Source organism: Pseudomonas sp. ZS1P83 (genome assembly GCF_054897825.1).
In genome coordinates this window covers 4,790,759-4,804,233 of record NZ_CM142706.1, presented here as the reverse complement: position 1 = coordinate 4,804,233, position 13,475 = coordinate 4,790,759, and the positions used below count along the sequence as shown (strand labels likewise).

Here is a 13,475-nt window from a genome sequence, read left to right as displayed (position 1 = left end):
AGCTATTAGCGCCTTGAAAGACTATCCTTCGCCCCAAACTTGTCTGCAGTGGGCCTGGCAGCCACAGGACGGTCGCAAGAACCGCCCACCGCTGCCGATAAACTTCTGATGCGCTGCCCGGTCTCAAGCTTGAGATCGGTCAACCTGGCGGCGGGCAATGAGCGCATGCTGCCAGTGGTGGCGTGATTTTGATAACGGATGGTGATTCCCGCGATGGACTTCAAAGATTATTACAAGATTCTCGGTGTGGAGCCGACCGCGGACGATAAGGCGATCAAGGCCGCCTATCGCAAGCTGGCGCGCAAATACCACCCCGACGTCAGCAAGGAAAAGGACGCCGAGGCCAAGTTCAAGGACGCCTCGGAAGCCTATGAAGCATTGAAAAACGCCGACAAGCGCGCCGAATACGACGACTTGCGCAAATACGGCCAGCACGGCCAACCGTTCCAGGGCCCGCCGGGTTGGCAGGGGCGTGGTGCAGGCGGTTTCGGTGGTGGTCAGGATACGGGCGATTTTTCGGACTTCTTCAGTTCGATCTTCGGCAACCGTGGCCCTGGTTTTGGTGGTGGACAGTCGGGCCGTAGCGCCGGGCGTCGAGGGCAAGACGTGGAAATGGAACTTGGGATCTTTCTGGAAGAAACCCTCTCGAACGAATCGAAGAAGGTCACCTTCCAGGTGCCGCAGTACAACGCTGCCGGCCAACATGTGAGCAACACCAGCAAAAGCCTGAACGTGAAAATCCCGGCCGGTGTGAGCGATGGCGAGCGCATCCGCCTCAAGGGCCAGGGTGCACCGGGCGTTGGTGGCGGGGCCAATGGCGACCTGTTCCTGATCATTCGCTTTGCGCCGCACCCCAAGTTTGACGTCGAAGCCGAAAACCTGATCATTACCTTGCCATTGGCTCCGTGGGAATTGGCCTTGGGCGCCGAAGTTGCAGTGCCGACCCTGACGGGCAAGATCAATCTCAAGATTCCGGCCGGCAGTCAGAACGGCCAGCGCATGCGTGCCAAGGGCCATGGATTGCTGAACAAGGCCGGTCATCGCGGTTTTTTGTTTGTACAACTCAAGGCCGTCATGCCTAAAACCTCGGACGACGAGGTCAAGGCGTTGTGGCAGGAGCTGGCCAAAAAATCGGCTTTCAACCCGAGAGAACACTTCTGATCCCAGAGACGGAGTAGCCCATCATGAGCAACCCCCTGATCGTTCAACTGGACATGGCAGAATTCTGTGAGGCGACCGACCTGTCGGACGTCTACGTGATCGAAATCGTCGAACACGGCATCCTCGAACCTCAGGGCAACCACCCCAAGGATTGGCGTTTCAACGATTATGAGCTGGCACTGGCCAAGCGCGCCGCCAAGCTGCGTCGCGAACTGGAACTGGAGTGGGAAGGCGTCGCCCTGGCGCTGGACCTGCTTGAAGAAGTCCAGCAACTGCGGGCCGAGAACCGCATGCTCAAGCAGCGGCTGGGGCGGTTGGTGGTGGAGTAATCGTTCTGATGTTTTTGTGGCGCCTGCCAGGTCGCTTTCGCGAGCAGGCTCGCTCCCACAGGGGAATGCGATCAACTGTGGGAGCGAGCCTGCTCGCGATGAACGATGACGCGGTCTCCCGCTGTCAGACCTTCCTGGGTAACACCACGGTAAACAGCGTGCCATCCGCCTCACTGGAACTGACCTCGATCGTCCCGGAATGGGCGTTGACCACTTCCTTGACGATAAACAGACCCAAACCGAGGCTGGTGGATGGCTGGCCGATTTCTTCGTCGGCGCTACGCACCAGTGGATCGAAGATCGTACCGATAGCGTCCTCGGAAATCGGCGTTCCGTAGTTATGCACCGTCAGGCGAACCGTGTCGGGTTCGCCGCTGAGGGTGACCGTCACATCGCGCTTGTTCAAACCATGCTGTAACGCATTGCCGATCAGATTCTGCAACAGTTGATCAAGCCGCCCGGCATCCCAGACGCCTCGGGTATCTCCCAGCACGTTCACTGTCGGATCGCACTCGGGGTTGCCCGCGCAGGCTTCAGCTATCGCGGCATGCACCGCATCGGCCAGGTCCATGGGCGCCGGTTCGATTGGCAGGTTCTTGCCCAGGCGACTGCGCACAAGCTCCAGTAAATCGCTGACCATCACCGCCATGTGCCGCGCGCCGCGCTTGATATTGATCGCGCAAGTCAGCGCATCGCCTTCGAGCGGCGCTTTGCGCAGCAGCAACTCTGTGGACATGCTGATCGCTTGCAGCGGCGCGCGCAGATCGTGGCCGAGGATTGCCAGGAAGATATCCCGTGAGCGATTGACCTGCTCGGCATAGGCCGCCGTCGATTCGGCGAGGGCTTCGTCGATCGCTTCGTTGAAACGGATCATGTCCTGGAGGTACGCCAGGTCCGGCGAGTCCAGGCTGTTGACCCACAGACGAATCACACAAGCCCGCAGGTGGCGGAATTCGCTGGTCATCTGCACCAGGTCGAAGCCCACGGTATGCCGCAGTTCGCCATGGCTGGCGCCAGCCTCATCCAGACTCGGGGTTTTTTCCGGGCCTTCACCCTTGGCCTTGGCGAGTTGTTCGCTGGCGGTTTGCGCGGTGCTCATGTCCCGCGCGGCGGCCAGCAGAATTACCTTGGCGTGATCGCGCAAGGCGGCTTGATCCATATTCTCGGCCGCCGGGGTGATCGTTCTGGCGAACTGCTCCCATTCATCGACGATACGGTCTACATGTTGCCGGATGAATTCGGGTAGGCGCATGACCGGGTTCCTGGGCATTTTGGAGGCTAGACGTATCGCATAGTAGCGTCTTTTGGGCGGAAAAAAACTACCGCTGACGCAGAGGCATACCCAAGGTTTTCAGGGGCTGTATATATGTGTTTTTAGTACTTTGATTTTCGAAAGAATGGCGCCTGTTCAGGTGTTTAACCAACCGTTATTCGGTCTTTTTTTTTTTGAGCGTGTGCATAGTCTAGTGGTTCTCAAATTCATTTTAAGGTTGTTGAACCATGTCTGATTTGCAAGGAAGCCAGAGGCCTGAATCTCCATCTGTTTCAAGTACGGAGGATAAAGGTGTTCATTATCATCGAGTGATGCAGGTCATTCCCCAAGCGATACGTAACGCATCGCCGACACGACTCAACTCCCTCATGAATCTCAAGGCTGATATACCCGAGTGGTACATGAGTGCACGGGATATTGACCGTGATTATCTAAAGGAACTGCTAAAAGATCGTTGGCGATTGCAGGGTGAGCTGGATCAGGTCCTGAATGATCTACAGCATGATATCAATGCCTTTGCCCAACCTCTGCTCAGGTCAGCATTGAAAGCCAGCTTCGACATTGACGAAGACCCGAATAGCCTTTCGCTGCATCTAAATGTACCGAGCAAAATTATCTTTGATATCGATACCGGTGCCAGTGTTATCAGGCGTTCGTCGTTGCTCGCCGCAGCGCTGCATAATTTCGAGGAGGCAGAAACCAAGGAAGGGGCTTTTCGAAGCGATTCGGGTGTTTACCGCAAAGATTCGCGCGGCGTACTTTTACAGGACAACACCATGACGCCGCAAAAGTTTGCTTCGCTGTGTCGCACCCTGGACATCGGCGCACACTATCAAACCCATATCAAAGCGCGGTTGCAACCGCAGGACCCCAATGCCAAGCGCGTACTCCAGGAACGCTCAATCGCCAGTGAAAAAGCGGCGTTCAACTTATCGGCCCTCGTTTCCCATTTAAAAGGTGATCTAAATGCTAGCGCCTATGGTTGCCTTCGCGAAATGGTGGAGGGTAATCGAACTGTCAAATTATACGGTCGTCCCCTGCTGAATCATCGTGTGTCCCTGATGGGTTTCAAGTTGACGGGGATTGTATTGTTCAGTGCCGTGAGCGAACCCTCTGAAATAAAGAAAGCGATAGAGGCGCTGACGCCGCAGAGTTTGAAGTTCTGGACTGACTGGTCTCGTCGACTACCTGTTTTGCCGGGACACGTGTATGAGCAATACAAATTACTTCAGAACTTTTTTGCCAACGGACCTCAAGGCGTCATTGATGAAACTTTGCGTAACGAAGATATTTATCAACAGAGCCGTTTGAGCGGTCCGTTGATTGCTTACCTACCCGACGATCCAAACCATCCGCTGAAAGAGTACGCCTCGTTGGCGGACTTTATGATGATGCTGATCAGCCAGCTGCGCACTTCGGACTACCAGGCCTTTTTCAGCCGGTTCGTGGAGCAGAAGGACAAGGAGCGATTTTTCGCTCGGGTCAACGAGCGTCTCAAGACCTTCACCTGGCAGCAACGTGAACCTTTGGACATGGGACCATGGTGGCGGGAAACCGCAATCGAAAACCCCAACGCAGAGCCCATCACCAACCTCATTGCCGACGATCTGTGGGGCACGTTGTTCCGGCAGCGGCGGGACAAGGCAATAGCCGACGCCCGGCTGATTGCAGTGCCGACCGGCGATGAAGACGCAGCAGCGCGCTGGAAGCGCTTGACCAGCGTTCTGGATATCGCTTGGAACATCTTCAACTTTGCCGCGATGCTGGTGCCCGGTTTCGGCGAAGCGATGCTGGGCATCATGGTCGGGCAAATGCTTGCGGAGCTGGCCGAGGGCATCGAGGACTGGAGCAATGGCGACAAGGAGCAAGCAGCGGCCTACATCAATGGCGTATTGATCAACTTCGCCCAGCTGGCGTTGATGGGTACTGGGCATGTGTTACCGGCGAAAGTCATACCGATCAAAACATCGTCTTTCGTCGATCAGCTTAAGCCCGTGCAAATCAACGGTAAGGAACGGCTCTGGAATCCGGACCTGACGGCTTACGAACATCCCGCGATATTACCGGGAACAGCTCAGGCGAACGATTTGGGTATTTATCGTCATGAAGGTCAGGATTTGCTGCCGCTGGATGGCAAAAATTATGCAATGACCCAAGACGCTGACACCGGGCAATATCGCTTGCGACATCCAACCCGGCCTGGGGCGTATCAGCCAGTAGTTGAGCAGAATGGCGCGGGGGCCTGGAAAACCGAACTCGACCAACCGCTGGCTTGGGACAAAACACGCTTGTTGCGCCGACTGGGCGCTTCAGCACGGGACTGGCCGGATGAGACGCTGGAGCAAATCCTGACCGTGGCTGGCGTTTCGGAGGACGCCTTGCGACGGTTGCATGTCGAGCTCGACGCGCCGCCGGTCATGCTGGCCGATACGCTCAAGCGTTACAGGCTGTATGCCGAAGCAAGTGAGGTGGGTCAGCAAATACTGGCCAATCAGGTACCCGAGGCGTTGATGAGAGAAATAACGAGCCTGATGACCGATTTGCCTCGCTGGCCAGAGCAGAGGGCCGTGGAGATCTTCGATGGTCCTGAGTTGAAAGGAGCATCGACCGTCGTTGGCAGTATCGAGGCAACGAGCGCGGACCGCATCAAGCTGACCCGTGCCGAGTTCCGCTCCGGTCAGTTGCCCCAGCGCACCCTCGAAACCCTGGGTGAACAGGAAATCCATGATCTGCTTGGCCAATCAATACCCAGTTCTAACGAGGTGCGCGTCCAGGCATTGAAGGAAAGGCTGGCGAGCGAGGCTACGAAAAAACGCAAGCGGCTGTTCGAATCCTTGTACAAGCAGCACGACGTCGCCGACGGGGCGCTGGTGCATGTGTTGACCGACGCCTATCCAGAGCTACCAAACGCTGCCGCTGCAAAACTGATGCTGGAGGCTACCCCGGCCGACCTGAAACATGTGTCACAAAAGCAGGCTCTTCCGTTGCGCTTGCGCGAACGGGCACGCCAGGCTCGACAAAGTGTGCGCGTGAGTCGCGCCTATGAAGGGATGTATCTGGAAGATCTGGAGAACAACGACACGCGACGGTTACAACTGGCGTCGTTGGCTACCCTGCCGGGTTGGTCCAACGATGTACGCATCGAAATTCGTGAGTTCTCCTTCAACGGCAAGCTTAACGCCAGTGTCGGTCCCGAGGACGCCCCCCTCCGCAAAGTGTTGATTCTTGAGGATGAAGGCGGTTATCAGGCACGCGATGAAAAGAATCGACATTTGCACGGTATCGATGATTTTTTTGCTTCGCTATTGCATGCGTTGCCGGACACCGAACGTAAAGCGCTGGGGTACGACATCTTCGAGGGCGAGCGGCTCAGGCTTGACCTGCAGCGCTCGCCGCTTGATCGCGAGCGATTCGAGTCGGCTTTGAATGAGTACCCTGTGCGTAAACCGGTTTATGACCCTGAAACGATGCGTCTGCGTGGCGGCATGCAAGGCTATCGCCAGATCGCCAACGATTCCTTGTTGAAACGACGGGTTCACGCGCTCTATCCGGGATTTTCCGACGAACACATCCTCTCCTTGCTCGGAGAATTCGCCGACGCGGCCCCTTTGCGTGTCAGTGCCCTGGAAGACGAATTCGACCAGTTGAACACCACGATGCGACGCTGGCTGAACTCTTTGACGACCTCTTTCCGCTTCAGTCCTGCGGGGATTGCAGAGTGGGATCTGCGGAACAAACTCTACAAGGCGATCAGGCAATGCTGGCAAAGGACCGGGCCATCGGGTGTCGACGCCCCAGGTATCGTCCGCCCGCAGCACCTTGATCTGACGGGTTTGCCAATGGGCCGGTACCTTGAGAGTTTTCCCAGGCTGATTGCCAATTTTGATCACGTCACGAGCCTGAACATGCGTGAAACCGGTTTGCTCAGCAGCCAGGAGCCGTTTCTCGAGCCTTTGCGCGGGCTTCGCTTTCTGGACTTGGGCGATAACCTGTTGAACCGCTTGCCGCCGGTCATAGGCGACATGCGCTACCTCGATAATCTGTCGCTGGGTAACAATCAAATCGTGCTGACTCAGCAGGCGGTGGCGCACTTGAGAGGATTGACCCGACTCAGGGCACTGGGGTTACGAGGAAATCCGTTAAGGCTTGCGCCTGACATCAGCCAGATGCCCAATCTGGAAATACTCAATCTTGAGCGAACAGACCTGGACCGATGGCCCGTCGGCCTGTTCGCCATGCCGCGTCCGCGCCACCTCTACTTGAATCTTCAATTCAACCGTTTGATCGACATTCCAGACGTTGCCCCCGGTTCGTTCCGTGCCGAGTTACTGGCACGGACCATCGTGAGTCGCGAACCTGAGTGGATGCCGGCAAGTGTTTTGGAACAGCTGAAACGCTATACGGAATCGGTAGGTCTGGACCCGGAGCGCCCTTATCCGCCGTTGGGCTTGCTGGACAGCATCAACTGGGGGCAGGGCCTGCCTGAATCGTTGTTCAGGAGGAGGCTGGTTTTGTGGGACGAGGTTGAAGATGAGTTCGGCTCCGAACCGTTCTTCAACGAGATTGGAAAGCTGACCCAGTCGGCAGACTTCACCGCCGCGGAGACATCCTACCGCACCGAATTGACCGCCAAGGTGTGGCGAATGCTTGAGGCCATGAACGAGAATACGGCGCTGCGCGAAGAGATTTTCACCGAAGCCTCGGCAACGACGGCCTGTTCCGATGGCGGTACCCAGCTGTTCAACGCGCTAGGGCTCAGGGTTTTGATTCATGAGGCTTACGCTTTGCAGAACCCGGCACTGGTCGAGGCCGAATTGCTGGAACTGGCCCGAGGCAAGTCTCGCCTGGATGAATTGGGCGCTATCGCACGCAGCCGTGTGGCCGATCGCTTGGCGAACGGAGAAACCTTCAGGCGTGTCGATGCCAGTGGCCGCGTCACCGGGACGATCGATGAAGTGGAGGTTCACCTGGCCTATATGACGGATCTGGCGGAGCGTCTGAATCTGCCCTGGCAATCGCGTGGCATGCTCTTCAGAAATATGGCCAGGGTTACCCAAGCGATGATCGAAGCCGCTGGTGTGAGGGTGCTGGCGCTGGAGGAAGGGGACCTGCTGGTGGAGAGAATTCTGGAGCAGCCTTTCTGGAAGATTTACCTCGAAAACATCTATCGCCAGGCGTTCGACAGCCTGGCGCTTGAGCTGCAGGACGGAGATGAAATGACCCACTTCAACGCGATCAAGGCGCTGGAAAAAACCTTGACGAAGCAGGCTGTGGAGCGTGCAAGGCTGCAAAGGACGGAATTACCGTTCTCGGTGCAGTCAGCCGGTTGACTGATGTTGTGATGAGCCCCGAATGCGCTGCCGCATTCGGGGCTTTTTATTGAGAAGACCGTCAGAACAGAAAATAACGCTGTGCCATGGGTAAGGTTTCGGCCGGCTCACACCACAACAAAACCCCGTCGGCTTTCACTTGATAGGTCTGCGGGTCGACGTCGATATTCGGCAAATAATCGTTGTGAATCAGGTCGGTTTTCTGCACGTCGCGACAACCTTTGACCACCGCGATCTTCTTCTTCAAACACAATGCCTCCGGCAAGCCTGCCTCCTGCGCCGCCTGACTGATAAAGGTCAGGCTGGTGGCGTGCAGCGAACCACCGTAACTGGCAAACATTGGGCGGTAATGCACCGGTTGTGGCGTCGGGATCGAGGCGTTGGCATCGCCCATCAGGCTGGCCGCGATGGCGCCGCCCTTGAGGATCAGCGTCGGTTTGACCCCGAAAAATGCCGGGCGCCACAGCACCAGGTCCGCCCATTTACCCACTTCGACCGAGCCGACTTCATGGCTGATGCCATGGGTGATTGCCGGGTTGATGGTGTACTTGGCGATGTAGCGTTTGGCGCGGAAGTTGTCGTTGCCTTCGCCATCACCGGGCAACGGGCCGCGCTGTTTTTTCATCTTGTCGGCGGTCTGCCAAGTGCGCGTGATGACTTCACCGACACGGCCCATGGCCTGGCTGTCGGAGCTGATCATCGAGAACGCGCCGAGGTCGTGGAGGATGTCTTCGGCGGCGATGGTTTCACGACGGATGCGGCTTTCGGCGAAGGCCACGTCTTCGGCAATGCTTGGGTCCAGGTGGTGGCAGACCATCAGCATGTCGAGGTGTTCGTCGATGGTGTTGCGGGTGAACGGCCGGGTCGGGTTGGTCGAACTCGGCAGCACGTTGGCAAAGCCGCAGGCTTTGATGATGTCCGGGGCATGCCCGCCGCCGGCGCCTTCGGTGTGATAGGTGTGGATGGTGCGGCCCTTGAAGGCGGCGAGGGTGGTTTCGACGAAGCCCGATTCGTTGAGGGTGTCGGTATGGATCGCCACCTGCACGTCGTATTGGTCGGCGACGTTCAGGCAGTTATCGATGCTCGCCGGCGTGGTGCCCCAATCCTCGTGCAACTTCAGGCCGATGGCGCCGGCCTTGACCTGCTCGATCAACGGCTCCGGCAGGCTGGCGTTGCCCTTGCCGGTGAAGCCGATGTTCATTGGGAACGCATCGGCGGCCTGGAGCATGCGCGCCAGGTGCCACGGTCCGGACGTGCAGGTGGTTGCATTGGTGCCAGTGGCCGGGCCGGTGCCGCCGCCGATCATGGTGGTCACGCCGCTCATCAGCGCCTCTTCGATCTGCTGCGGGCAGATGAAGTGGATGTGCGTGTCGATGCCGCCCGCAGTGAGGATCATGCCTTCGCCGGCGATGACTTCGGTGCTGGCACCGACCGCAATGGTCACGTTCGGCTGGATGTCCGGGTTACCGGCCTTGCCGATGGCGGCGATGCGGCCGTCCTTGAGGCCGACGTCGGCCTTGACGATGCCCCAGTGGTCGATGATCAGTGCGTTGGTGATCAGGGTGTCGACGACCTCTGCGGCGAGTAATTGGCTTTGGCCCTGGCCGTCGCGGATGACTTTGCCGCCGCCGAATTTCACTTCTTCGCCGTAGGTGGTGAAGTCTTTTTCCACTTCGATCCACAGTTCAGTGTCGGCCAGACGGACTTTGTCACCGACGGTGGGACCGAACATGTCGGCGTAGGCCTGACGGGAAATCTTCATTGCAGTTCCTTCATTGATCGTTCCCACGCTCTGCGTGGGAATGCCGCCATGGACGCTCTGCGTCCGCCGTTATGTGACGCGGAGCGTCACGGGATGCATTCCCACGCAGACGGTTCGACGCCTCGACGTGGGAACGATCAGCTAGTCGAGATCCCCCATGATCCGCCCGGCAAACCCGAACACCCGACGATGCCCCGCCAGGTCTACCAACTCGACTTCGCGGCTTTGCCCAGGTTCGAAGCGCACGGCGGTGCCGGCGGGGATGTTCAGGCGCATGCCTCGACTGGCGGTGCGGTCGAAGGTCAGCGCATCGTTGGTTTCGAAAAAGTGGTAATGCGAGCCGACCTGGATTGGACGATCGCCACTGTTGGCCACCTTCAGGCTGAGGGTGCGGCGGCCCACGTTGAGTTCGATGTCGCCGGGCTGGATCTGGTATTCACCGGGAATCATCAATGGGCTCCCTGGAGAATCTTGTAGTAGAGCGCGGTCGGTTTGTAGCGGCCGCTCGGGTCGCAGGCATAGTCGGGGATTTCACCCGCGCGGGTGTAACCCAGAGCCTTGTAGAAGTCTTCGGCGGGAGAGCCAGCTTCGGTGTCGAGGTAGAGCATGCCGCGCTTGTGCTGGAGGGCGGCCGTTTCCAGCGCGCTCATCAATTGTTGGCCCAGACCTCGGCGACGCGCATGTTCACGCACCAGCAATTTTTGCACTTCGGCGCGGTTCAGGCCATTGGCCTTCTGGCACAGGGTCAGTTGCACACTGGCCTGCACTTGCTCGTCCTTGACCACCACCCACAGCAGCACGTTGCCCTTGTTCAGGTTCTCCTGGACATCATCGAAATAGGCTCGGGCCTGGGTCGCGTCCAGATTGGCCATGAACCCGACGCTGGCGCCATAGCCGACGGCGTCGAGCAGCAGATCAATCAAACCCTGACGATAGTGCGCAAAGCTTTCAACATTGACGCGGCGCAGTTGGGCGGCGTTCATGGGCAATTACTCCTTGTTGGCGGTCGGCGGTTCCGCGCCAGGATTGAGGGTCAGTTGCATGAAGGTCAGGTCCAGCCAGCGACCGAATTTGGTGCCCACCTGAGGCATCTGGCCGGTCGTCACGAAACCGGCTCGTTCATGCAGGCGAATAGAGGCGGCATTGCCGCTTTCGATGGCGGCGACCATGACGTGCTTGTCGCAACCTTTGGCACGCTCGATCAATGCGGTCATCAGTTGCGGGCCGAGACCATTGCCACGCTGGTCGCTGCGCACGTAAACCGAGTGCTCAACGGTGTGGCGGAACCCGTCGAACGGGCGCCAGTCACCAAATGAAGCGTAGCCCAGGACAGTGTTGTCGCTGTCGACGATCACCAGAATCGGGTAACCCTGGGATTGCCGGGCGCTGAACCAGGCCTGGCGGTTACCCAGGTCCACGGCCTGTTCGTTCCAGATTGCCGTGGTGTTAAGCACGGCGTCGTTGTAGATATCGCGGATCGCCGGCAAGTCGGCATGCGCTGCATCGCGAATGGGGTAAGTCATGGTGCGGCCTCAGGCGATCGGTTGGTGAACGGTGACCAGTTTGGTGCCGTCGGGAAAGGTCGCTTCGACCTGGATCTCCGGAATCATTTCCGGGATGCCTTCCATCACTTGTTCGCGACTGAGCAGTGTGGTGCCGAAGTGCATCAGTTCGGCCACGGTACGGCCGTCACGGGCGCCTTCCAGCAGCGCTGCGGATATGTAGGCCATGGCTTCCGGGTAGTTGAGTTTCACGCCGCGAGCCAAACGCCGCTCGGCCACGAGGCCAGCGGTGAAGATCAGCAGCTTGTCTTTTTCGCGTGGGGTCAGGTCCATCGTTTGGAATCCATCTGGGCAGTAAAAAAAGATACTCGGAACTGTGAATACATAATCTGTAGGAGCGAGGCTTGCCCGCGAAAGCGGTGTGTCAGACAACGCAAATGTGAATGTAAGTTCGCTTTCGCGGGCAAGCCTCGCTCCTACAGGGGATCGGTGTTCAGGTGTTCCATATTCTTGGGGGCAGGGCTTCTCGTCCCAATAACGCAGGCCTGAGCAATCGCCACAAATCGATCAGCCAGCCGCGGGCCAACAGCGCTTCACCAGCCAGGCACCGAGCAACCAAAAGCCCCGGCAACTGCGTCAAATCCCCCCGCACGTCATGGGTCAACGAACGGCATCTCTCCAGCAATTCACGATCAACCTCACCAGTCACCCACAACGTCGCAAACACCGGTTGCCCATCCATCCCGATCGGCGAATCAAGCAAACCGTCATTCCCGACAATGCGCTGGCGTTCATGCCAGAGCAACTGGCCGTCGCGGCGGATGTCCAGCCGCGCCTGAAAATGTCCGAGGTCGAAACGCTCGCCGCTGGCCGGACGCCCCAGCGCCACCACGTCCCAGTAAAACAATCGGGCATCGCCTTCAAGGTCGATGGACGTGCTGAGTTCAGCCTGCGCGGCGCTGAAAATGATCGTCTCTTGTGGCAACCATTCCAGTGTCGCACCGCTCGCCACATTCAAATCCAGCTGCTGATAGGCGGGGCCGGCAGCGCGATACCACTTGGCCGCGCCAGGACTGGTGATTTGCGCCCAGGCGTCCGTGCCAACACTGGCCGAGATGTCCAGCCGATCACCCCCGGCAATCCCGCCCGGCGGGTGCACGATGATGTGCTGGCAAACCTCCGGCCCTTCGGCATACAGATGCTTCTGCACCCGCAGCGGGCCTTTGTGGCGGCGCTGAACCGGGCGCGTGCTGTCGCCGAATCGGGCGTAGCCGAGTTCCAGCTCGGCGTGCCAGCTGGGGGTAAACAGGACAGTGGGAAGAGGTAAATTCATGGTTTCTAATTATCGTTGGGACGCTACAGATTAGATCGTAGCCTTATATCGTAACCAAGCCGCGCACACCCTCGGCTTGCATATTTTCTCCGCGACCTTGCTGCACGATCTCGCCACGCGACATCACCAGGTATTGATCAGCCAGTTCGGCGGCGAAATCGTAGAACTGCTCCACCAGCAAAATCGCCATGTCGCCGCGCGCCGCGAGCTGCTTGATCACCGCGCCGATTTCCTTGATCACCGACGGCTGGATGCCTTCGGTGGGCTCGTCGAGAATCAGCAGGCGTGGACGACTGGCCAACGCTCGGCCGATCGCCAATTGCTGCTGTTGGCCACCGGACAAATCACCCCCGCGCCGTTGCTTCATTTGCAGCAGCACCGGGAACAGCTCATAGATGAACGCCGGGACTTCCTTGGCTTCAGCGCCGGGAAATCGCGACAGGCCCATCAGCAGGTTTTCTTCCACGGTCAGCCGGCCGAAAATTTCCCGCCCCTGAGGCACATAAGCGATTCCGGCATGCACCCGCTGGTGTGGCTTGAACGTGGTGATCGGTTTGCCTTCCCAGCTCACCGCGCCCTCTTTGGCTGGCAGCAACCCCATCAAACACTTGAGCAGCGTGGTCTTGCCCACACCATTACGCCCGAGCAGGCAGGTGACTTCACCGACCTTCACCTCAAACGTCAGGCCCCGCAGGATGTGGCTACCGCCGTAATACTGGTGCAGCTTGTCGACTTGCAGCATTCTCAACTCTCCTCAAATCCCCTGTGGGAGCGAGCCTGCTCGC

General features: G+C 58.4%; 11 protein-coding genes. 3 read left to right on the top strand and 8 right to left on the bottom strand.

Translation table 11 applies throughout. The annotated features are described in order from the left end of the window. The first annotated feature begins 213 nt into the window (after positions 1–213). Positions 214–1,161, top strand: coding sequence for a DnaJ C-terminal domain-containing protein (locus ACYZT0_RS22650; RefSeq protein ID WP_462043076.1), 948 nt, complete (start codon positions 214–216; stop codon positions 1,159–1,161). A 23-nt stretch (positions 1,162–1,184) separates the two neighbouring features. Further along, the gene (locus tag ACYZT0_RS22645; RefSeq protein WP_462043075.1) at positions 1,185–1,490 is read left to right on the top strand and encodes a chaperone modulator CbpM; all 306 of its coding nucleotides are present in this window, start codon (positions 1,185–1,187) and stop codon (positions 1,488–1,490) included. A 124-nt stretch (positions 1,491–1,614) separates the two neighbouring features. On the opposite strand, the gene ACYZT0_RS22640 is transcribed toward ACYZT0_RS22645, so the two are convergent. Then, complete coding sequence (locus ACYZT0_RS22640; protein ID WP_462043074.1) at positions 1,615–2,742, bottom strand: sensor histidine kinase; 1,128 nt, start codon at positions 2,740–2,742, stop codon at positions 1,615–1,617. A gap of 248 nt (positions 2,743–2,990) precedes the next feature. Between ACYZT0_RS22640 and ACYZT0_RS22635 the strand changes: the two genes are divergently transcribed. Beyond that, positions 2,991–8,093, top strand: a complete 5,103-nt coding sequence (locus ACYZT0_RS22635) for an NEL-type E3 ubiquitin ligase domain-containing protein (RefSeq protein ID WP_462043073.1) — start codon at positions 2,991–2,993, stop codon at positions 8,091–8,093. 61 nt (positions 8,094–8,154) lie between these two features. On the opposite strand, the gene ureC is transcribed toward ACYZT0_RS22635, so the two are convergent. The 7 genes from ureC to urtE form a co-directional block, all read right to left on the bottom strand. Continuing rightward, a complete protein-coding gene (gene ureC / locus ACYZT0_RS22630; protein WP_462043072.1) occupies positions 8,155–9,855 on the bottom strand; it encodes an urease subunit alpha in 1,701 nt (566 codons plus the stop codon). 141 nt (positions 9,856–9,996) lie between these two features. Further along, on the bottom strand, positions 9,997–10,305 hold the full coding sequence (locus ACYZT0_RS22625) for an urease subunit beta (RefSeq protein ID WP_282376746.1): 309 nt from the start codon (positions 10,303–10,305) through the stop codon (positions 9,997–9,999). Continuing rightward, positions 10,305–10,838, bottom strand: a complete 534-nt coding sequence (locus ACYZT0_RS22620) for a GNAT family N-acetyltransferase (RefSeq protein ID WP_095127352.1) — start codon at positions 10,836–10,838, stop codon at positions 10,305–10,307. Before ACYZT0_RS22620 ends, ACYZT0_RS22625 begins: the two co-directional genes overlap by 1 nt. Positions 10,839–10,844: 6 nt before the next feature. After that, entirely contained in the window at positions 10,845–11,378 is a 534-nt protein-coding gene (locus ACYZT0_RS22615; protein ID WP_462040018.1) for a GNAT family N-acetyltransferase, read from the bottom strand. A gap of 9 nt (positions 11,379–11,387) precedes the next feature. Beyond that, positions 11,388–11,690, bottom strand: a complete 303-nt coding sequence (ureA, locus tag ACYZT0_RS22610; protein WP_033055605.1) for an urease subunit gamma — start codon at positions 11,688–11,690, stop codon at positions 11,388–11,390. 160 nt (positions 11,691–11,850) lie between these two features. Next, positions 11,851–12,690, bottom strand: a complete 840-nt coding sequence (locus ACYZT0_RS22605) for an urease accessory protein UreD (protein WP_462043071.1) — start codon at positions 12,688–12,690, stop codon at positions 11,851–11,853. A 43-nt stretch (positions 12,691–12,733) separates the two neighbouring features. Next, positions 12,734–13,432, bottom strand: coding sequence for an urea ABC transporter ATP-binding subunit UrtE (gene urtE, locus ACYZT0_RS22600; RefSeq protein ID WP_462043070.1), 699 nt, complete (start codon positions 13,430–13,432; stop codon positions 12,734–12,736). Between the last annotated feature and the right edge of the window lie 43 nt (positions 13,433–13,475).